17 protein-coding genes are annotated in these 21,350 nt (G+C 57.1%); 11 read left to right on the top strand and 6 right to left on the bottom strand.

Features of this window, described 5'->3' with window-relative positions:
* Window positions 1-11: 11 nt before the first annotated feature.
* Window positions 12-578 carry an antibiotic biosynthesis monooxygenase gene (locus tag ACM6JQ_RS22745; protein WP_095112663.1) on the bottom strand — a complete coding sequence of 189 codons (567 nt, stop codon included), beginning with the start codon at window positions 576-578 and terminating at the stop codon, window positions 12-14.
* 213 nt (window positions 579-791) lie between these two features.
* On the opposite strand from ACM6JQ_RS22745, the gene ACM6JQ_RS22740 reads away from it, so the two are divergent.
* A complete protein-coding gene (locus ACM6JQ_RS22740) occupies window positions 792-1,751 on the top strand; it encodes a MerR family transcriptional regulator (RefSeq protein WP_137219273.1) in 960 nt (319 codons plus the stop codon).
* A gap of 3 nt (window positions 1,752-1,754) precedes the next feature.
* Here the strand turns inward: ACM6JQ_RS22740 and ACM6JQ_RS22735 are convergent, their stop codons facing one another.
* Both ACM6JQ_RS22735 and ACM6JQ_RS22730 read right to left on the bottom strand, forming a co-directional pair.
* Window positions 1,755-2,360 carry a hypothetical protein gene (locus ACM6JQ_RS22735; protein ID WP_007914250.1) on the bottom strand — a complete coding sequence of 202 codons (606 nt, stop codon included), beginning with the start codon at window positions 2,358-2,360 and terminating at the stop codon, window positions 1,755-1,757.
* A gap of 54 nt (window positions 2,361-2,414) precedes the next feature.
* Window positions 2,415-2,891: a PAS domain-containing protein gene (locus ACM6JQ_RS22730; RefSeq protein ID WP_414894711.1), complete on the bottom strand. Its 477-nt coding sequence runs from the start codon at window positions 2,889-2,891 to the stop codon at window positions 2,415-2,417.
* A 153-nt stretch (window positions 2,892-3,044) separates the two neighbouring features.
* Here ACM6JQ_RS22730 and ACM6JQ_RS22725 point away from each other — a divergent pair, with 153 nt between their 5' ends.
* On the top strand, window positions 3,045-3,500 hold the full coding sequence (locus tag ACM6JQ_RS22725) for a flavodoxin (protein ID WP_095112661.1): 456 nt from the start codon (window positions 3,045-3,047) through the stop codon (window positions 3,498-3,500).
* Here ACM6JQ_RS22725 and ACM6JQ_RS22720 read toward each other — a convergent pair.
* Entirely contained in the window at window positions 3,490-4,377 is an 888-nt protein-coding gene (locus ACM6JQ_RS22720) for a LysR family transcriptional regulator (protein ID WP_007914245.1), read from the bottom strand. The genes ACM6JQ_RS22725 and ACM6JQ_RS22720 overlap by 11 nt on opposite strands.
* Window positions 4,378-4,472: 95 nt before the next feature.
* Here ACM6JQ_RS22720 and ACM6JQ_RS22715 point away from each other — a divergent pair, with 95 nt between their 5' ends.
* The 5 genes from ACM6JQ_RS22715 to ACM6JQ_RS22695 all read left to right on the top strand — a co-directional run bounded on the left by ACM6JQ_RS22715 (window position 4,473) and on the right by ACM6JQ_RS22695 (window position 8,472).
* Window positions 4,473-4,859 (top strand): CidA/LrgA family protein, encoded by a 387-nt coding sequence (locus ACM6JQ_RS22715; RefSeq protein WP_007914242.1) that lies wholly within the window; start codon window positions 4,473-4,475, stop codon window positions 4,857-4,859.
* Window positions 4,849-5,535 (top strand): LrgB family protein, encoded by a 687-nt coding sequence (locus tag ACM6JQ_RS22710; protein WP_007914240.1) that lies wholly within the window; start codon window positions 4,849-4,851, stop codon window positions 5,533-5,535. Before ACM6JQ_RS22715 ends, ACM6JQ_RS22710 begins: the two co-directional genes overlap by 11 nt.
* Window positions 5,536-5,666: 131 nt before the next feature.
* On the top strand, window positions 5,667-6,449 hold the full coding sequence (locus ACM6JQ_RS22705) for a class II aldolase/adducin family protein (RefSeq protein ID WP_414894710.1): 783 nt from the start codon (window positions 5,667-5,669) through the stop codon (window positions 6,447-6,449).
* Complete coding sequence (locus tag ACM6JQ_RS22700) at window positions 6,449-7,351, top strand: alpha/beta fold hydrolase (RefSeq protein WP_414894709.1); 903 nt, start codon at window positions 6,449-6,451, stop codon at window positions 7,349-7,351. Before ACM6JQ_RS22705 ends, ACM6JQ_RS22700 begins: the two co-directional genes overlap by 1 nt.
* 209 nt (window positions 7,352-7,560) lie before the next feature.
* Entirely contained in the window at window positions 7,561-8,472 is a 912-nt protein-coding gene (locus ACM6JQ_RS22695) for an SDR family oxidoreductase (protein WP_099758023.1), read from the top strand.
* 52 nt (window positions 8,473-8,524) lie between these two features.
* Here ACM6JQ_RS22695 and ACM6JQ_RS22690 read toward each other — a convergent pair whose 3' ends face one another.
* Together ACM6JQ_RS22690 and ACM6JQ_RS22685 are read right to left on the bottom strand one after the other, a co-directional pair.
* Window positions 8,525-8,782, bottom strand: a complete 258-nt coding sequence (locus tag ACM6JQ_RS22690; protein ID WP_077571171.1) for an immunity protein — start codon at window positions 8,780-8,782, stop codon at window positions 8,525-8,527.
* Window positions 8,779-11,094 carry an S-type pyocin domain-containing protein gene (locus ACM6JQ_RS22685; protein WP_259740586.1) on the bottom strand — a complete coding sequence of 772 codons (2,316 nt, stop codon included), beginning with the start codon at window positions 11,092-11,094 and terminating at the stop codon, window positions 8,779-8,781. The genes ACM6JQ_RS22690 and ACM6JQ_RS22685 overlap by 4 nt, the downstream gene beginning before the upstream one ends.
* A gap of 721 nt (window positions 11,095-11,815) precedes the next feature.
* On the opposite strand from ACM6JQ_RS22685, the gene ACM6JQ_RS22680 reads away from it, so the two are divergent.
* From ACM6JQ_RS22680 to ACM6JQ_RS22665, 4 genes are all read left to right on the top strand, one after another.
* Window positions 11,816-13,609 (top strand): DUF1302 domain-containing protein, encoded by a 1,794-nt coding sequence (locus ACM6JQ_RS22680; RefSeq protein WP_414894708.1) that lies wholly within the window; start codon window positions 11,816-11,818, stop codon window positions 13,607-13,609.
* Window positions 13,610-13,632: 23 nt separating this feature from the next.
* Window positions 13,633-15,000 carry a DUF1329 domain-containing protein gene (locus ACM6JQ_RS22675; protein ID WP_007914212.1) on the top strand — a complete coding sequence of 456 codons (1,368 nt, stop codon included), beginning with the start codon at window positions 13,633-13,635 and terminating at the stop codon, window positions 14,998-15,000.
* A 139-nt stretch (window positions 15,001-15,139) separates the two neighbouring features.
* Complete coding sequence (locus tag ACM6JQ_RS22670; RefSeq protein ID WP_414894707.1) at window positions 15,140-17,695, top strand: LuxR C-terminal-related transcriptional regulator; 2,556 nt, start codon at window positions 15,140-15,142, stop codon at window positions 17,693-17,695.
* Between the two features lie 153 nt (window positions 17,696-17,848).
* The gene (locus tag ACM6JQ_RS22665; RefSeq protein ID WP_095112654.1) at window positions 17,849-21,313 is read left to right on the top strand and encodes a dermonecrotic toxin domain-containing protein; all 3,465 of its coding nucleotides are present in this window, start codon (window positions 17,849-17,851) and stop codon (window positions 21,311-21,313) included.
* Window positions 21,314-21,350 lie beyond the last annotated feature (37 nt).

The raw sequence follows: 21,350 nt of genomic DNA, 5'->3' as shown, positions 1-21,350 counted from the left end.
GGCTGCGATCTTTAATGTTTCTGAGGTGCTGCCGAAACAGGCAGTCGCACCGGCGTGCTGTTCAGCCAGTTCGCCAGCAAGCGGGTCGACAATGGAATAAAGAAGTAAACCATCAGCGGCGTCAGGCACGCCGTGCTGATCAGCACGCGCGGCAACAAACTCATGTCGGCAAGCAACGGGCCGAGGACAAAGTTGAACAGCAGTGACACTGGAAAGAACGCCAGCCAGATCGCGACGGCCTGCTTCCAGCGCGGTGGACGCTGACCGACCGCGCCGAACCAACCTTCGATACCGCTGACCCGATGCTCTTTCGGGTGGGCAAACAGATCGCTGCCACGGCTCAACCACGCGGTGCGGGACGCCGAATGTTCCCACGCATGCAGCGTGTGTTCGTCGGCAAAGCGGAAAATGATCTGGAATTCGTTGTCGCCGGGGGGCGGAGCGAGCACGCCAGAGCCCAGGTAACCGGGGAAATCAGTGGCCAGTTGTTCGCCTTCGCGCAGCCAGGCGATCAAATCATGATAACGGCCGTCGGCGACGCGACGGGCAACCATCAGCGTGACGGGGGAAGTAGACATTTTGTATCTCCGTATTTCTAGTGCGTCACTCCGGGTAGGAATTTCGCCTGACGCAGGACCGGGGTAGAGGCCTGCGTTTTTCAGCAAGCAAGGATTATTCCGTTTTTTCGCGAATAAACCAGCGACTTTCGTCGCATTTCATCACTTGAAACCCAATGGGACATAAGCGTTAGAATGGGATCCAATTGAACCGACATGGAAGTTGAACGCCATATGCCTGTCATCACGGACGCAAGCCCCGCTTCGCAGGCATCTGTCGCGCTCGAGCGTGCCGATCTGTTCCCGATCCGTGAGGTCGCACGCCTGACCGGTGTCAACCCGGTGACCTTGCGTGCCTGGGAGCGGCGCTATGGTTTGATTCAGCCAACGCGCACCGAAAGTGGGCATCGGCTCTATTCGATGACCGATATCGAGCGCGTGCGCAGCATCGTCGACTGGATTGATCGCGGTGTCGCCGTGAGCAAGGTCGGCAAGATCCTCGCCAAGACCGAGCCGATGAAAGTGCTGGCGCACATCATCCCCGATGATCTGGTGCAGGCCGATTACCTGCAGTGGCAGGAGCAGATTCAACAGGCGGTCAGTGCATTCGATGATCAGCAACTGGACCGCGTCTATGGGCAGATTTTCTCTTCCTACGCACTGCCCGTGGTATTTCAGGACATCCTCATGCCGTTGTGGCTGCAATTGTTGCAGCGCCAGGAGGCTTTCGGGCAAACCAGCGAGTGGCTGTTCTTCGATGGATTCCTGCGGGCGCGGGTGTTGCAGCGGATTGTCATGCTGCGCGGCACGCAACCGCGTCGAGTGATCGTCAGCGCGCTGGCCGGGCAATGTCGGGAACTGGAATTGCTGGTGGCGGCGCTGTTTCTCAGCGATAGCAATGCCGGTGTCAGGGTGTTGACCACGGGGCAGCCGTTCGATGAATTGACGCTGGTGTGCGAAAAGATCAAACCTGATGCACTCGTGCTGTTTTCCAATCACGCGCCCAGCGCCGAATTGCCTCGACGTCTGAACCGGTTGGCGTTAAGCCTTGATTGTCAGTTGATGCTGGCGGGCGATGCTTCAGATCTGGCGCAGGACAGTCTGGCCGGCTCCTCTGTTGCATGTCTTGGAAACGAAGGGGCGAGCATGCGTCAGCGCATGCTGCAGTTTCTTGCAGGGAATCTTGATACCTGAAACTCAGGTGTGAAGGGCAGGATGCGTCAGGCGATGTTGCTGCAGGATGAACTGACGCAGCCGCTCGGTTTCGTCGGTATCGGTCTGGCTCAACTCGTAGGCGTAGAACCCGCTTTCGGTTTCACGTTCGAAATTACCGCGCAATGAAATCCGCTCGTAACCCGAAGGGCTGAACCACAGCGCGAAATGCTTGGGTGGTTTGGTCTTGTTGCGCACTTCCAGCAGCACACCTTTGTGCGAAACCTCGTGTACCCACAACATTCCTGGCTGACCTTTGGCGTTTTCCAGGGCTACCGGCTCTTCGAGCGTCAAGCGCCATGGCCGTACCATCGGGCCGTCTTCGTAAATACTCGGCACGCCGAGGCGCAGATGCAGTGCGTGAAACTCGTCCTCCACCAAATGCAGCGGGAAGGTCATTTGCTGGTTTTCGAAGTTGGCCTGAATGGTCACTTGCTCGTGAGCGGCCAGGCGCGTGAGCAAATCACGGATCTGCGAACCGCCATTAACCAGCAGACTCGACGTCGCATCCCGCACGTTCAGTTGCGGGTTGTGCTGCATGGTCTGGATGAAATCCAGCTCATCCTGAGTGAGGAGGGCGTCGCGCTGCATGGCTAACTCAAAAGATATAGTTACAAAGTCATTGGTGATTGTAGTTAATGACACTTAGTTCGCGGTTTTGTTTTGACCGTTTGTCGCTTTCACCGTAGCCAGTTCGGCTTCGAGTGCGGCGACTTGCGCTTCCAGCTGCACCACGCGTTGCTGAGCCTTGACCTGAACGGTGACGTCCTTCTGCACGCCAACGAAATATGTTTGCCCGTCTTCGACGTTTTTCACCGTCGAAATCGACAGTTCATTCCAGAACGGCGTACCGTCCTTGCGATAGTTGCGCAGGATTTCCCGGCACGAGCCGCCGTTATCCAGCGTTTCGCGAATCAGTTTCAGGCTGTCCTGATCTCGGTCTCCAGACTGCAGAAAGCGGCAGTCCTGATAGAGGATTTCCTCACTGGTGTAGCCGGTCAGTCGTTCAAAGGCCGGGTTCACATAGATCAGGATATCGTTCTGTTCACCTTCTTTTTCGGCGACCACGATGCCGTCGTTCGACGCGTTGATCACCATTTGCAACAAGCTGGCGTTGATCATCTTTGAATCCTTTCAGAGTTGTCAGTGGCTCGCATTCTAGAAGAACCGTAGGCGCTGTCTACTGGCCATTACCGCCAATTGAGATCCAGTCGCAGCTTTGCATTGGAGGCTGTTACTATCGCCGCTCTTTTTTTCAGTTTCAGGATCAGATTGATGAAAGTCGCCATCCTCTCCGGTTCGGTCTACGGCACCGCCGAAGAAGTCGCCCGCCACGCCCAGAACCTGTTGAAAGACGCTGGCTTTGAAACCTTCTACAACTCGCGTGCGAGCCTCGCCGACATTCAGGCGTTCGGCCCCGAAGCATTGCTCGCAGTCACCTCGACCACCGGCATGGGCGAATTGCCCGACAACCTGCAACCGCTGTATTCGGCGATTCGCGACCAGTTGCCAGCCGCATGGCGCGGTTTGCCGGGCGCAGTGATTGCCTTGGGCGACGCCAGTTACGGCGACACCTTCTGCGGCGGTGGCGAGCAAATGCGGGAACTGTTTGGCGAACTCGGCGTACGTGAAGTGCAAGAAATGCTGCGCATCGACGCCAGCGAAAGCGTCACCCCGGAAACCGACGCCGAGCCTTGGCTGGCGCAGTTGATCGACACGCTCAAGGGTTGATCGCCCGCTCGCGCAGCAGGCTCAGCCACGCCTGTGCGGCTTTCGACAGATACGCACCGCGACGCCAGATAAACGCGATATCCCAACGCAGATAATCCGGCGCTCGCAAGGTCAGACGCACCACGCCTGGCCGCACCAGGCCGCGTGCAACCACGCTGGGCAACAGCACCACGCCTTGCCCGGCGGCCACCAGCGCCGCAAGAAAATCCGCCTGACCGCTGCGTCCGCCTTCCTTCGGCGTGAAGCCCAATTGCTGGCATGCCTGCAGCAAGCGGTCGTTGAGCACGAAGCTGCGTTGATAGAGCAGGAATGGCGTCTCGGCCAATTCTTCCAGGCCGATCTCACCCCGACCTGCCAGCGGATGATCTGCCGGCAGCAGGGCGTCGAGAGGCTCATCACAGAACGGCTGACAGTCGAATTGCGGATCCTTTGGTAACAGGCTGCCGCCCAACTCCAGTTCACCGCTGAGCACCGCTTGTTCAACATTGCGGCTGCCCCCCTCAAGCAACTGAATGTTGATATTCGGATAGCGTCGTCGGTATTCGGCAAACAGCCCGGCGAACAGCGCGTCACTGCCCAGCAGTGGTAGTCCGAGGCGCAGTTCTCCACGCACCAGATGACTCAGATCATCCAGTTCTGCGAGCAATTCATTGCGCAAGCGCAGCATGCTCTCGGCCCGTTGCAGCACCACGCCGCCCGCGGCGGTCAGGCGCAGTTGCGAACCGAGCCGTTCAAGCAAAGGCGTGCCGAGGCTCTGTTCCAGTTGCGCGATTTGTTTGCTCACCGCTGACTGGCTGATGTGCAGGGTTTTTGCGGCTTGGGTGAAGCCGCCCTGATGCATGACTTCGACAAAACTGCGCAGCTGTTTGAGTTCCATAGCCTGATTCCATTTTGGAATGGTATTAAGTCTAACAATTCTCTTCTGGGATGGCAGCGCGCTTCGTAAAATATGCCCCTGTCAGGAGCAAAATCATGAACGTCGTCACCCTCAAACATCTGTCTCGTCTTCTCGCCGAACTCGCGGTATTGCTCGGACTTTACCTGCTCGGTTGCCAAGTGGCGGCCTGGCTGGCGTGGCCGATTCCCGGTGGCGTAGTCGGCATGGCGCTGTTGCTGCTGGCATTTGCCTTTGGCTGGGTCAAACCGGCGGCGCTGCAATTGGGCGCGGGCTTGCTGATGGCCGAGATGTTGTTGTTTTTCATTCCGGCGCTGATGAGTCTGCTCGACTACGGCGCGCTGTTGCGCAATGACGGCTGGCGGATCTTGTTGGTGATTGCCGCCAGCACCTTGATGGTGATGCTGGTAACGGCTTTCACAGTCGAGCTTGCCGTGCGCATGAGGCGGTCCCATGAAGCTTGAATGGATGCCGATGTTCTGGCTGGCCTTCACCCTGTTGGCGTACCTGTTCAGCCGCTGGTTGTATCGGCGCACCGGGCGCTACGTTTTGTCGCCACTGATTCTGGTGCCGGCGTTACTGCTGGCGCTAGCGGTGCCGTTGCACACGGCTTATGCCGAATACTCCAGCAATACCCACTGGCTGATGCTGGTGCTGGGCCCGGTCACCGTGGCTTTCGCCGTGCCGATCTGGCAGCAACGGCGCTTGCTGATGCGGCACTGGTCGGCACTGCTGTTGGGCATGGTTGCCGGCAGTGCTGCCTCGATCGGCACCTCGTTCGGGCTGGCCAGGGCGCTGGCGCTCGACAGTTCGGTGACGATGTCGCTGGTGCCACGTTCGATCACCACACCGTTCGCCATGCCGCTGGCACAGAACCTGGGGGGCGTGCCGGAGTTGACGGCGGTTTTTGTAATGTTCACCGGGGTGTTTGGCGCGATGCTTGGCGGCGTGTTGTTGAAGTGGTTGCCGTTGCGCAGTGCTTTGGCGCGGGGTGCGTTGTTCGGGGTTGGCGCGCACGGTGCCGGGGTCAGCCGGGCCCATGAAGTCGGCGGCGAAGAAGGCTCTGTTGCCGGGCTGGTGATGGTGCTGACCGGATTGCTCAATCTGTTTGCCGCGCCTTTGTTGGCGTCGTTGCTTTGACATGGATCCAAGGAGTTTGCCTGGCTGACCCGCTCAGTCATCAAGCTGGCTGCTAATGCAACTACGCGATGCTCTGCGCCTGACTAGACTGCTGACACGTGCAGAACAATAAGAACGCAGAGGTGCATACAGTGAGCGTAGCCCCCGTCCAATCGTCCCTTAATGTCAAAGACCAGGTCAGTGCTGCGGAATGGCAGACCCGAGTCGATCTCGCCGCTTGTTATCGTCTGGTCGCGCTGCATGGCTGGGACGATCTGATCTTCACGCATATTTCCGCCAAGGTGCCGGGCACCGAAGATTTCCTGATCAACCCGTTCGGTCTGATGTTCCATGAGATCACCGCGTCGAGCCTGGTGAAAGTCGATCAGGCCGGCAACAAACTCATGGACAGCCCTTACGAGATCAACCCCGCCGGCTACACCATCCACAGCGCCGTGCACGAAGTGCGGCACGATGTGGTTTGCGTGCTGCATACGCACACCGCCTCAGGTGTCGCGGTGTCGGCGCAAAAGCAGGGCGTGTTGCCAATCAGCCAGCAGTCGCTGTTCGTGCTGTCGAGCCTGGCGTATCACGCCTATGAAGGCGTGGCGCTGAACCATGAAGAGAAGGCGCGCCTTCAGGCGGATCTGGGCGAGAACAATTTCCTGATGCTGCACAACCACGGTCTGCTGACCTGTGGCGGCACCATTGCCGATACGTTTCTGATGATGTTCACCTTCCAGCGCGTGTGCGACATTCAGGTCATGGCGCAAACCGGTGGCGCGGAACTCATCGCTATCGAACCGCAGATTCTGGCAGGCGCCAAAGCGATGATCGCTGGCGTCACCAAAAGTGCTCAAGGCATGGGTGGCGCGCTGGCCTGGCCGGCGTTGCTGCGCAAACTCGATAAACAAGACCCCGGATATAAACTCTAATGCCTCTTGCCGAGATTCCTCTGTGTGTCTGGCGTAAACGCAGCCAGACGTTTGTCTTTCGTGGTCAGCCGATTCGTTACTGGGCGGCGGGGCAGGGTGAGCCGCTGTTGCTGATCCACGGCTTTCCGACCGCCAGTTGGGATTGGCACTACCTGTGGCAGCCACTGGCCCAGCGTTATCGGGTGATTGCCTGCGACATGCTCGGTTTTGGCGATTCGGCCAAACCGCTCAATCACACCTACAGCCTGCTGGAACAGGCTGACCTGCAACAGGCCTTGCTCGCGCATTTGCAGGTCGAACAACCGGTGCATGTGCTGGCGCATGATTACGGTGACAGCGTTGCGCAAGAACTGCTTGCCCGACACTACGAAGACAAGATCGAGATCGCCAGTTGCGTGTTTCTCAACGGCGGATTGTTTCCGGAAACCCATCGTCCCGTGCTGATGCAGAAACTGCTGCTCAGTCCACTGGGCTGGATGATTGGCCGCGCGTTTACACGCGATGCTCTGGTGAAAAGCTTCCGGCAGATCTTCGGTCCGCAAACGCGTCCGAGCGAAAGCGAGCTGGACGATTTCTGGAGCCTGGTCGACAGCAATCGCGGGCCTCGGATCATGCACAAGTTGATCAGCTACATTCCCGAGCGTCGGGTGCAGCGTGATCGTTGGGTGAGCGCGATGCAGCGTGGCGAAATCCCCCTGGGGGTGATCGATGGCGAAGTCGATCCGATTTCCGGGGCGCACATGGTCGAGCGCTATCGCGAGTTGATCCCGGACGCGGACACGGTGCTGTTGCCGGGGATCGGTCACTATCCCCAGACCGAGGCGCCGGTGCAGGTGCTCAAGCACTATCTGGCGTTTCGCGATCGTTTTGTGCTGCCGCCGCGCAAAGTGGCCTGCTCCTGACAGATCAAAAGATCGCAGCCTTCGGCAGCTCCTACACAGATCCAATGTAGGAGCTGCCGAAGGCTGCGATCTTTTGATCTTTTGTTTCTTTGACGCCCTCATCATCCCCCAACCTTATCGCACACCATTCAGCCTCAGCCGTGTTCGTTGTGACCCAAAGCCCTGTGCCTGACACTCAGGCTCAATACTGGCCTGCTGGAGTTGCTGCGATGAATGAGTCTGTGCGTTTCGAAGATAAAGTCGTCATCGTCACCGGAGCCGGTGGCGGCCTCGGACGCGCCCATGCATTGTTGTTTGCCAAGCAAGGCGCCAAAGTGCTGGTCAACGACCTCGGCGGCTCGACCCAGGGTGAAGGCGCCAATGCCTCAGCCGCCGACCGTGTGGTGGCGGAAATTCGTGAGGCCGGCGGTATCGCCGAAGCCAACCACGACTCGGTCACCGACGGCGACAAACTGGTGCAGAACGCCCTCGACGTCTTCGGCCGTGTCGACGTGGTGGTCAACAACGCCGGCATCCTGCGCGACAAGACCTTCCACAAAATGGACGACGCCGACTGGGATCTGGTCTACCGCGTCCACGTCGAAGGCGCATACAAAGTCACCCGCGCCGCGTGGCCACATATGCGCGAGCAAAACTACGGCCGGGTAATCTTCACCGCCTCGACTTCAGGTATCTACGGCAACTTCGGCCAGTCCAACTACGGCATGGCCAAACTCGGCCTCTACGGCCTGACCCGCACCCTGGCCATCGAAGGCCGCAAGAACAACATCCTCGTCAACGCCATCGCGCCAACCGGCGGCACGCGCATGACCGAAGGCCTGATCCCGCCGCAAGTATTCGAGCAATTGAAGCCAGAACTGGTCAGCCCGCTGGTGGTGTATCTGGCCAGTGAACAATGCCAGGAAACCTCCGGACTGTTCGAGGTCGGTGGCGGCTGGATGGGCAAGGTGCGTTGGGAACGCAGCCTCGGCGCTGGGTTCGACCCGCGCGTAGGCTTCTCGCCGGAAGATGTCGCGGCGCACTGGCAGCAGATTTGTGATTTCGAAGGGGCGGCGCATCCGAAGGACAATATCGAGGCGCTGAAGGAAATGATGGCGAATTTGCAGAAGTATTCGCTTTAAGTACTTAAGCCACCCGACCAATGCAAGTGATGGTCGGGTGGCTTTTTGTGTTTTAGTCGTAGCGTTTTTCTGTCATGAACGCTGGCGGTGTCCAATTGGGACCTTTAATGGTTTTTCCATTTTCGTCGTAGGACAACACCCCCTCTCTGAACAGCGAGTTGTATGTGTCGATGAAGACACTGTGGGGGATTGTATCCTTGCGATAACGTGCATACATTTGATCGAGGCGCATGGGATGAAAACAAAGTGCTAAGAGTGAAATGACGTCCGCAATCGGTTCGTTTTTTATGATTTTCTCGACAGTAGTCATTGGGCGAAACTCCGCATGTCGTTTTGATATTCCCGTTCATCTTGAGCATTCATTGCGTTGACTGCCTCTTCGTTGTAGAGCAGAGTCAATTCGCTACCGAGTTTGTAGTCCTCAAGGGTCGCAGTATGGGCATTGTTCCATATCGTGGATTCCTCAGAGGGCGATGTGTCGTCGCTATAGCCAAAATTTCTGTATCGCTCCAGCTCTCTCAATTCGTGAGTGTAGTAACGCAGGTCAGTGTCAGTAAAATTCAGATCACCTTTTAAAATTCTCTCTAATCGCTGATTCATGATGTCGTTAGCGTCTGATTGGTTGAATCTCGCTACGTGTAATTTCACGTTGGTGACTCCAGCTTGCGTGATTACAGCCGTTCGCCAATCCAGATCAAGTATTGGTCCACCAGACTGCTCTGGGTTGTAGGTCCGACCGCTGTATTTCCCTTTTACATAACCTCCCGCGTACGGACTGCTAAACACCACATAAAGCGGCGCAATCCCCGAGTCATCGGGAAACACGATGATGAATCGTTCCCAGCCTTCGACCAGAATCGGATTCAGGTCCAGCCGTCCTTCAATCGGAACAATCGGAGCGCCCGTATACGCAGGGGAGTCGGTATCTACCATGGGCGACTCAGTCGAGCTGTCACCCGGCGAGATAGCGGGCGTCCACGTCAGAAAGTCCGTCGGCGAATCTGGCAGCGCTACTTCATAAACATCATTCAGCAAGTCATAGGCCGCATTCAGAACCAGCACACTCGAGCGGATATGGAAGTCATCGCTTGTGGCGACGAAGATTTCCGCGCCAGCCCCGAGCCGCCTTACGCCCAAGCCCACAGGCAGCTCCAGCGTGCCTTGCCGATCGGCTATTTCACGCAGTGTCTGTGCAGACTCCGACGACAACTCGGCAAGCGGCACGCTCATGGAAAAGCGCTCGCCATTGCCCAGGCGTGAAGGCATCAGCAGCGCCGCGAAACCTACCAATACCGGACCGCTGATCAACGCAGCGGCTGCCGCCTGCACGGTCAGTAATCCCGCCCGCAGAGAGGTAAGAATGGCGGATGATGTTGCAGGAGAAAGGCTCGTAGCTTTCGACGCAAATGATACAACCGGACTGTTGGTCGCCAGTACTCCTGAAGCCGGGTAGACGTGCTGGACTTTTGTTGCTCCGCGTTCTTGCTGTTGCACCTTCTCGATAGGTTGTTCCGGTTTCGTTTGAAGTGGAGCCTGTTCGGTTGCGAGTTTTTGCGTAGTTGCTTCGGCTTTGGAATCTGTGTCACCCACCACAGAATTTGTTGCTGCAATCCGAGTTCTTTCCTGCGATTGGGCCCTAGCTTCAGCAATCAACCTTGTCAAAGTTTCAGAGTATCCTGCCAAAAGGGCAGCCAGTTTCTGTTTATTCGCCAGCTCGACAAGTTGGGCCTGTTCTGGCGTACGTATCATTTCCTCTTCATTTTTGCGTCTTGTCGCTTCGATCAGGGCCTGCTGGTGATGCTGGTCGGAAAGTCTTGCCTTTTCAGCAGCCTCACGCCTTGATTCTGCTTCGATGCGAGCACGTTCTTTAGCCAGTCGCTGAGTTTCCGCCAGAGCCGCAAGTCTTGCTTGCTCCACACGTGCAGCTTCGGCGAGTTCTCTTTGACGTTGCTGTTCTACGGCAATCCGTGCACGTTCTGCTGCCAACCGCTGAGCTTCTGCCGCCGCTGCTTGCGCCCGATCATTACCCTGTACCGTGGCCAGCCAGTTTTGCACGTTGACTTGCTGCTGGTTCAGAATTGCAATGGATTGCGCAAGCAGTTGGGAGTCATAGGCCGCTCTAAACGATGTGGTCCAGGCCTGTATCGCAACACCCCCAGGCATGACTGGATTTTGCAGGGTCACCGCTTTTTGATAGAACTCGATCAGGTTTTTGCTTCGCGGGTCACTTCCATAGAATTGATTGGCCAATGCCGTTTTTTGATGGAATTCAGCGGTTTTCCGCTGCAACAGTGTGGCGCGTACACCCAATTCACGAATGATCGACTCAGCAGGGGGAAGAGGGTGCGTTGTACCCTCCAGCCTCGTTGCAGCCAGTTCGTGTTCGAGGGTCTGGGATAGTTGCTGGGTACGACTTTGATATTCCTGTGCAAGTGCTGCCTTAGTGGCGTCTATCGTTCTTGAGTTGATGATGACCAGATTGTGCGGGCCGAAATTGTGCGGGCCAAACATGCCGCTATTGGGAATCGTCGTTGAAGTCCCAGAGGCGACCGGAATATGGATGGGCGCAACGGCTGTCGTATGAACAGCTTCGGTCAACTCCCATGTTGGAGGCTTTTGCATATTCATGTCCTTTTGAATGTGCGTGATAACTCGCTGGCAAATAAGCACGGCCGGTTGGTGACGTCCTTGTCACCAGCGAAGGGTTGAGGTGTTTCAAGTTACAACAGAGTTGCGGTTACAAAGTCTGAGAAGCCCGTCAGTAACAGGGCGTTGTTATGAGAGGGTTTTCGCAGATCAATAACAAAGCGGGGAAAATTCTTCTGCGCCGCAGGAAAGGTCCGACGTTGTTCTCGGAAAGTTTTCGCGGGTTAAGGAAACGGCTTTTCAACGGCCATAAAAAAGGCCGCTGCAAACGCAGCGGCCAAGGTAAGACGTTGGATCAAGGAGCTACAAATCAACGTCAGTGAACACCGGGGCGATAAACCGAACCTTCGATTTATCTGAAATCTGTTGCCAATCGCTTCAGTCATTCAGCGGAGTTGGCTTCGTGCGTTACGGCGTGTCCCGTGAAAGCGCGTTCAGAATAAGGTCTTGAGCGCGTAGGAAAAATACCGATTCCGGACATGCACTGTTGCGGGGCATGCAACAGTCCCACGAACCCATGCGCACCATGCGTGGCACTGATGATCGTTCATCCAGCCAATCCATGAACGGCGCAAAGCCGCGCCGCGCAAGGCCATTCATCCTTTCGAGCGACAACACGAATACCTCCTTGGTGCGCTTATCGACGCGGTTGCCCGGCAGTAGGGTGGGGCCTTCTGTCACTCACCGGGGAAGACGCATGACAAAAACAACAATGCGCGCCATCTTCACACCGCAGGCGCTGGCCGCCGCGGTGGCTTTGGGTTGCTGCGCCCAGGCGCACGCGGTTGCGTTCAACATTGGCGAGATTGAAGGCACCTTCGACTCGTCGTTGTCGATCGGTGCGAGTTGGGGCATGCGCGATGCCGACAAGTCGCTGGTCGGCACGGTCAATGGCGGGACCGGGCAATCCTCGACCGGTGATGACGGGCGTCTGAATTTCAAGAAGGGTGAGACCTTCTCGAAAATCTTCAAAGGCATTCACGACCTTGAACTCAAGTACGGCGACACCGGTGTCTTCGTGCGCGGTAAGTACTGGTACGACTTCGAGCTGAAGGATGAAGACCGCGAGTTCAAGCCGATCAGCGACAGCGGGCGCAAGGAAGGGGCGAAATCCTCCGGCGCGCAGATTCTTGATGCGTTCGTCTATCACAACTATTCCATAGCCGACCTGCCGGGCACCGTGCGCGCGGGCAAACAGGTGGTGAGTTGGGGCGAAAGTACCTTCATCGGCAACTCGATCAACAGCATCAACCCGATCGACGTTTCAGCGTTTCGCCGCCCCGGTGCGGAGATCAAGGAAGGTCTGATTCCGGTCAACATGCTGTTTGGCTCGCAAGGCCTGACCGATCAACTGACCGTTGAAGGCTTCTACCAACTGGAATGGGACCAGACCGTTCTCGACAACTGCGGCACCTTCTTCGGTGTCGATGTGGCGGCGGACGGTTGCAACAACGGCTACACCGTCGGCAACCCGGCGATCGCGCCGTTTGTGCCGCTGACCCAGGCCTTTGGCCAAGGGATTCAGGTGACCCGTGAGGGTGTGGTGATTCCTCGTGGTGGTGACCGTGATGCACGGGATTCCGGGCAGTGGGGGACGGCGTTGCGCTGGCTCGGCGACGACACCGAGTACGGTCTCTATTTCATGAACTACCACAGCCGTACGCCGACCGTCGGCACCACCACGGCCGGCCTGTCGACGCTGGCGGCATTGCCGGGCATGGTCGGTATCGCCAATGGCCTGGCCCCCGGCAGTGGTTCCGGTCTGGCGCAGAGCGTGATGCTCGGACGCGGTGGGTATTACCTTGAATACCCGGAAGACATTCGCCTCTACGGCGCGAGTTTCTCCACCACATTGCCCACCGGTACCGCGTGGACCGGCGAGATCAGCTACCGTCCGAACGCTCCGGTGCAGGTCAACACCAACGACCTGACACTGGCGCTGCTCAACCCGATTGCGGGTGGCACGGCGTCTCCACTTGCGACGTCACCGGGAGCGGACAACAAAGGCTATCGGCGCAAAGAAGTCACGCAAATCCAGAGCACCCTCACACACTTCTTCGATCAGGTCTGGGGCGCTCAGCGCTTGACCCTGGTCGGTGAAGCCGCTGTGGTTCGGGTCGGCGGACTGGAGTCACGCGACAAGCTGCGTTATGGCCGTGATTCGGTTTACGGGCAGTACGGTTTTGGTGGCGACACCGACGGTTTCGTCACCTCGACCTCGTGGGGTTACCGCGCCCGGGCGATCCTCGATTACGCCAACGTGATCGGCGGTATCAACCTCAAACCCAACCTGTCGTGGTCGCATGACGTCGCCGGTTACGGCCCCAACGGCCTGTTCAACGAAGGCGCGAAAGCGATCAGCGTCGGCGTCGATGCCGACTACCGCAACACCTACACCGCGAGCCTCAGTTACACCGACTTTTTCGGTGGCGATTACAACGTCCTCGAAGACCGTGACTTCGTGGCTCTGAGCTTCGGCGTGAACTTCTGATCTGCCCGAGAAGGATGACTGCAATGCGCAAAACGATTCTGCAATGTGGTGTGCTGGCGCTGAGTCTGCTGGCGGCCAATGTGATGGCGGCGGTGTCGCCGGATGAAGCCAACAAACTTGGCACCAGCCTGACGCCACTCGGCGCCGAGAAGGCTGGCAACGCTGACGGTTCGATTCCGGCATGGACCGGTGGCATCCCGAAAAACGCCGGTGCGGTGGACAGCAAAGGCTTCCTCGCCGACCCGTTCGCCAACGAGAAACCGCTGTTCACGATCACCGCGGCCAACGTCGACAAGTACAAGGACAAGCTGTCCGACGGTCAGGTGGCGATGTTCAAACGTTACCCCGAAACCTACAAAATCCCGGTTTACCCGACCCATCGCACCGTCGCCGTGCCAGCGGAGATCTATGAGTCGGCCAAACGCAGCGCGCTGAATGTCACCAGTATCAACGATGGTAATGGCCTGGCCAACTTCACAGGCAACCGCTACTACGCATTCCCGATTCCGAAGAACGGTGTGGAGGTGTTGTGGAACCACATCACCCGATATCACGGCGGTAACCTGCGGCGCATCATCACCCAGGTGACGCCGCAGACTAACGGCAGCTACACGCCGATCCGCTTTGAAGAAGAGATCGCCGTGCCGCAACTGATGAAGGATCTCGATCCGGAAAAAGCCGCCAACGTGTTGACCTTTTTCAAACAGTCGGTGACCGCGCCGGCGCGGCTGGCCGGTAACGTGCTGCTGGTGCACGAGACCCTCGATCAGGTGAAAGAGCCGCGTCTGGCCTGGATCTACAACGCCGGCCAGCGCCGGGTGCGTCGTGCGCCGCAAGTGGCCTATGACGGCCCGGGTACCGCCGCCGATGGTCTGCGCACCTCGGACAACTTCGACATGTTCTCCGGTGCACCGGATCGCTATGACTGGAAGCTGGTCGGCAAGAAGGAAATGTACATTCCTTACAACAGCTACAAACTCGATTCGCCGAGCCTGAAATACGACGACATCGTCAAGGCTGGCCACATCAATCAGGACCTTACCCGCTATGAACTGCACCGCGTCTGGGAAGTGATCGGCACGGTGAAACCGAGCGAGCGGCACATCTACGCCAAGCGCCACATGTACATCGACGAGGACAGCTGGCAGGTGGCGCTCGCCGATCACTACGACGGTCGCGGGCAACTGTGGCGTGTCGCCGAAGGGCATGCTCAGTACTACTACGATCACCAGGCGCAGGCCTATACCCTCGAAGCGCTCTACGACATCATCGCCGGTCGCTACATTGCCCTGGGAATGAAGAACGAAGAGAAGCACAGTTTCGAGTTCGGCTTCGAAGCCAAGGCAGCTGACTACACGCCATCGGCCTTGCGCGCAGAGGGCGTGCGGTAACGGTTCTGATACATCGGCAGCGCAAAAGGCGACCGCACGGTCGCCTTTTTTATGGTCGTCAATCAGCGTGCTGAATACTCGTCAACAAGCGCACGGGAGAGGGCTAGGGTGAGCGCACAACGATAAGAAGGCTCACCCGATGACAGCCATGACCCCGTGCCTGGATCGACCCGGATTTCTGCCCAGACTTTCTTCACATCATCAGCCTCGCCCTCGCTTGAGTGCGCCTCTTCTGGCTTCGAACGCGCGGGTCAGGCTGTTGTGCGCACCCGCTGGCAGTGGCAAAACCGCACTGCTCAGCGAATGTCTTCTGCAGGTGCGTGCAGACTGCGAGACGATTTGGCTGCCGCTGGCGGGAGCAGCGCTCAGCTGCGAGGAGTTTTGCCTGCGTCTGACTCAGGTGCTCGGGCTGGTCGAGGACCTTGACGTTGCGCAACTGATGGCGGAGTTGGCACGTTGGCCCAGGACAACTTCGCTGTTTATCGACGATTACAGCCGTCTGCCGGATCCGGCTCTGGATGCTTTACTGGATCGTTTGTTGGCGGTCAGCAGCCCGGCGCTCACCTGGTGGATCAGCACTCGCCGCCGGCCACAGTGCAACTGGCCGCGCCTGTTGCTCGATGACGAACTCTACGAATCCGATCGCGCCAGCCTGGCACTGACCCGCGATGAGCTTGTACCGGTGTTGCGCCATTTGCCGCCAGACCAGGCGGACCGTGTCGCCGCCGGTATCATCCAGCGTACTGGCGGCTGGTGCGCGGGTGCGCGTATGGCGCTCCTGCAAAAGTGCGACTGGTCGCAAAAGCTGCAGCCACAACAGCGTGTCGACACCCTGCTCGATTATCTGCAGCACGAACTCTTCAGCAACCTGACGCCAGAGCAGGATGAGGCATGGCGTGTTCTGGCCCAATTGCCGCGGTTCAACGCGCCATTATGCGAGCATTTATTTGGCCCCGGCGAAGGCGCACAGCTGTTGCATGACCTGCAAGTGCTGGGCTGCTTTATCGAGCCTTGGCAGGAATCCGTCGATTGGCTGCAGGTTTTTCGCCCGCTGTCGCGAATCATGCAGGAGTCGCATTGGCCGTGTGCGCGTTCGTGGCATCGGCGCGCCTGTCAGTGGTTCACTGCGGTGCAGGATTGGCGAGCAGCGTTCGAGCAAGCGTTGTTGGCCGAAGAGTACGAAACGGCCGTAAGCCTGTTGCAGCATTTGAGCTTCGAGGATCTGCTGGAAGACCAGACGGTCGTCCTGCTGTTGCGCTTGCATGAGCAGCAAAGTCGCGAGCTGACCTTGATGACACCGCAATTGATCGGGCTGGTCACGGGGGCATTGCTGTTCGCCGGCCGATTCGAACAGGCCGCGCAATGCATGGCTCATCTCGTCCGCTTCATGCCGCAGCCGACGAAGCATCTGGAGCAGCAACTGCTGGCACGTTGGCAGGCGCAACAAGGTTGGCTCTGCCACTTGCAGGGGCAAATGGAGCCGGCGCGCGCCTGTTTCCAGGAGGCATTGTCAGCGTTGACCGACGGTGCCTGGCAAGCCCGTCTGATGTGTCTGTCGGGACTGACGCAGCAGGCGTTACTGTGCGGTGAACTCGATCAGGCCCATGCTCTCAACCGCGAGGCGCTGTGCCTGGCGCGCGCGCATGGCTCCCTGTTGCTCGAAGGGTTGCTGGAGCTTGATCATGCGCAATGGCTCGAGCAGCGAGGAGCGCCCGCGCGTGCCGAAAGTCTGCTGGTGGACATTGAGCATTTGCTGCGTCAGCGCACCCTGGTGCCCACGCCGCTGCTGGGCCGAATTGCCCTGCGACGAGGTCGGCTGGCGCTGTGCATGGGTCTGGAAGAGCGGGCTGCGGATCTGTTCAGCCGAGGCCTTGAAGATTGCTTGCGCAGTGAAGACAAGCGGGTCTTGTATGGCTACCTCGGGCAGGCTCAACTGGCCGGCAATCGAGGCGATTATGCCTGCGCTTTCGAGCGCCTGCGCGAGGCCGAAAGGGTCATGCAGCAGCGGCAGATTCCCGATACGGTCTATCGCGGTGTCGTGCTTCAGGTCAGCAGCCAGTTCTGGTTGCAGCAGGGGCGACCGCAATTGGTGCAAGAGGCGTTGGGCCGGCTGTTAAGGCATTACCGTGGACCCTCTGCACTCCAGGCGCCGCCCGCCACTTTCGAGCTGATTATCCGCATTGAATACCTGCTGGCCTGCGCGCATACGCAGTTGAATCCGGATGAAAACTGTCTGCCAACCATTGAACGATTGCTCAATCAGGCGCAGGCCAGAGGCATGTTGACGGCGGAAACGGAGTTGCTGCTGGCATTCGCCCAGTTGGCCGAATCGAACGGTGACACAGAGGCAGCGCAGCAAGCTTTCCAGCGCGCCGGAATGCTGGTGGAGCGCTGTCAATTGCAGCACGCCATGCGGGAGTGGGAATTACGCCGGGGCAGTCTCGGAACAGTGTCTGCCAAGCAGATTCCTGCCAGGCAATGCGATAACCCTGATCTGGCGTCGGGCCTCAGTCGGCGTGAGCGCGAAGTGCTGATGTTGATTGCTCAAGGTGCTTCGAATCAGCAAGTTGCAGAACAACTTTTTATTTCGTTACATACAGTAAAAACACATGCGAGACGGATTAATGGGAAGTTGGGGGTGGAGCGCAGAACTCAGGCGGTGGCGAAAGCAAAGTTGATGGGGATATTGGCTTAGTGTTTTAATTTTTTTGCTGGTGAAAATGATTTTGGTTGTTTGTTGGCATGTTTTGTAAATTGTTCTAACTTCATGTTGATTGAAAAAGAAACTACCTTGCGACCCTCTGCATAGCTGCACTCGCAGCTCTGAATAGTCAAGTAAGGAAGTGTTGTGGCCAAGTTATTTAAAAGTTTGATGCGTGGTTCGTTGGGTGAGCAAGTTACGTGGGCTGAAGAGTGGAAAAAGGCCAGCCAGGCAAAAGCAGGTCTATTCAAGATCATCGACGCCATGCCAAGCGTGCTGGATATTCTTCGCAACTTGCTTGGGAGTGAGTTAAAGCGCTTGGGTAAAACGGTCGATATCGACAAAGTCTATATCAATACGGATCCTGCTTTTCCCGCCAATGAAAACCGGCCTTCGGGCACTCTTTGGGACGTCACTGTTCATTGTCTGGATAACAACGTCAGCCCCGCTTACATAGTGGGCGGCGATGGTGTGTTTTTTCTGCCGGACACGTTCAGTGAGCAATTCAAAGTCAATGTTCTGAATACGTTTATTGTCGAGGATCTGATCGCGGCTGTAGCTGCAGGACTGGAAAAAACGTTGCGAACCGAGATCGCAAAGTTCTGGGCGGCGCCAGCGAAAACCATTCGCCCGGACACTGCACCTCTGTCGAATAAGCAGACTTTCATCGAAGCGTACGCCGTGGTCACGAGTGCAGAGCTGTCCCTGTCGGTCATGGCCAACAATTTTGATGCCCTGTTGGGTGAGAGATTCGCTCATCTTCTTGACGCAGACTCCGGTCGCGCAGCGTTTGAAGTCAACCTGCGCCCGACGCAGGATTACCTTCTGTCACGTCAGCCCTGTTTCGTTCTGGACAACGCCGAGCGTCCGGATGCAGAAATGCCGCTGCTCAACGAGTCGACGTCCTATCTCGTGCACACGCCGGAATACGGCTTTGAGTTTTTTGAAAAAAATACCGATTTGCACAGCAAACTTCAGCAGCGATTGTCCTTGGGTAGTGACCAGATCAGATACCTGAAGGGTACGCGAAGTCCTCACGCCTTTTGTGTAGAGACTCATCTCAAAGGCCAGCTTGAAAGCGTGTCATCCTTGTTCAGTGGTCGGGAACAACTGGAAAATCCGCTTACCTCGGTGTTGCAGGACAATCAAGGCCTGCATGTTCTGCGCTACGGTATCAACACCCGCTTCTATCTGCTTCGGACTGCGTTGAAACGCACCGACTGGCCGGTTTGGCTCCATGGCGCTGGTAGCGATATTCAACAACGATATAACGAGCTTGAAGAATCCAAGGATCAATACCAGGCTGCGTTTTCAAGCGCGTTCGATGCGTGTTTTTCGTTTAAGGATTATGTGGTGCGTACGTTCGCTGAATGGGCGGACAGGGTTCTCGGTGAGCACCTGGATCCAGAAGCGATAAGTGTCCAGAGCTCGTACACTCTGCAAGTTGCCGGGCGTACTATCGAACAGGAAGAAACCCGCACGCTGACAGAATTTATCGTTTTCGGTCTGCATGACAATGGTTATAAAGCCGCCCTGACTATCATCGGCGTTCCCGACGCAAGTCGGCTGACGACGGTGGCGCTTGAGCAGTGGTTGGAGAGTCGCAACCTGCGACTGGAATTTACCAGCAGCCTTGCATCCTCGCCCTCGGTTGATTACCAAGAGGCTTATCGCAACTACCTCTTCAGCCAGATGGCGTTTGCAGTTTTTGTTGCTCGCCACTCTGGAAAGCTGGACTCCACCGATGCGAATATCATCGCGCGAGCCATGGCCAATGACGCCACGGTGACTATTCAGGGATTGGGAATCAAATCACAAGTACCAGCGTTGAAAGATGTCCTGATCATTTCGGCCAGAGAATATGTACCGTCGCTGATGTTGGTCAAAACGCCTGGCGGTGAATTTGAACTGCAAAAATTTTCCGATGTTTATGCGGCGAACGTCTGGCTGGAGTCGGCATTGTCCGCAGATCGTGAATACGCTGCATTGCTGATCCATCCAGACTACCTGCACGAAGCAGGTAAGTTGCTCGGCAGCGCTCCCACAAAACTGAGCTACCGCTACACGCTCGATGGCCGGCCGGTCGATCTTGGCCTGAATCTCAAGGCACCGTTGGCAGACTACGTAAATATCGCTTACCGAGCCGAAGTTGCCCTGCACAAGGCCATTGCTCCGGCTGGTTATCGAGCACTGGGCATCGAAGGCCGCAAGCGCTATTCGCGTCTGACCACCGAACTCAAGGCACTGTCTACAGTTGATGCACGAGACAATGGTTTTCCGACGTTCGAGCAGTTCACTTATGACTCGGTGAAAGCTCAGATAGAAGACATTTTGCGTGCTCGTGGCAGCAAGGTTTCGGTCAATCCCGACAAGATCATTATTCAAACCGAAGAGTTTCGTAAGAGCGTTACTGACGTTTTGCTTGAGGGACTCGCCTTTGAGGCCGTGCATCCGGGCTACGAAACGAAATTCAGCCCGAAATACTATTTGGTGAATGGCCATCCCAGCATTGAAAAACTGGATATCCGAGACCTGTCCTCACTGTCGAAAACTTTCCGTCCCGGCGACAGATATACCGCCATGCTGAAAGCGCAATATCAGAACAGCGCTCATCCTGACTACGCGTTCAAGCGCGCGGTACACGCCCGAAGAATCCGCTGTGAAATGTACCGCAATGCTTTTGCCGACTTTACCAATGGCAGACTGTCAGTAGAGTCTTTCTCTGCTATCCAGCGGACTATCGATAATCTGAAAGAAAGTGGCGGTTATCAGTCAGTTGTGAATAGCGTCGCCGAAGGTGACGTCGGATTGTATAAGTTCAACATCGTCGAGCCGGGTTTGACGGCTGCCTGGGACCGCACGGTTGGCGGCGTTTATATTTTCCGACTGAAGATGTCTTCAGGGTTGCTCGATTTGCTCTATACGCCTGACGCGCCGGATCTGGTCAGCTTCCGGCCCATCGCTGATTTCATTCCTTCGATTCGTTTTCGATACGGCCCGTTCAGGAATTACTACAGCCAGCGGATATTGCTGGTCGACCAAAAGGTGATCAACGACTATTTCGACAATCTGGTTGCAACCGCCGATACCAAACCGGTCATTCGCACCCAGCAGCGTTCGTTATTGCCTGATCTGTTCACTTTCCATGACGAGCGAGTGCGCCGTGTATTGAGCGATATCGACGAACGCACCACCAGTCTCAATGAAATAATCACCGGTATTATTTACGACAACCTGTTGAAGGCCGCGAACATCGTGAGCCTGCTGGTGCCTCCCGTGGGCACTGTCGTGGTGGCTGTGCAGATGATGAAAAGCATCTACGACGCCTCACAGTCGGACAAGCGAGGTGACTACCGCGCTGCCCTGGGACATGTCCAGGAAGCGCTGACCGGGCTGATGACGTTGGGCCAGGCCGCAGCTGCGGGTGCTCCCGTCAAGGAAATCACCCATGCACAACGGTCCTTGCTCAGTTTGTTCGAAGATGCGCGGACGGTCGCGGAGCTGGTCACTTACTACACAGGCCAGGAAGAGTTGAAAGAGATGCTGGTCGAGTTCTTCAACACATTGATGGAAAGTGCCAGTTCCGGACTGAGTAAAACAACCGTTCATTGACCGCTTTTGAGCACTTGCTGCTCGCTCAATGCGTAAA

This window comes from Pseudomonas sp. IT-232MI5 (genome assembly GCF_949767845.1).
Classification (GTDB): domain Bacteria; phylum Pseudomonadota; class Gammaproteobacteria; order Pseudomonadales; family Pseudomonadaceae; genus Aquipseudomonas.
Note: the sequence above shows the minus strand (reverse complement) of the source record. Positions and strands in the feature narration are given on the sequence as shown.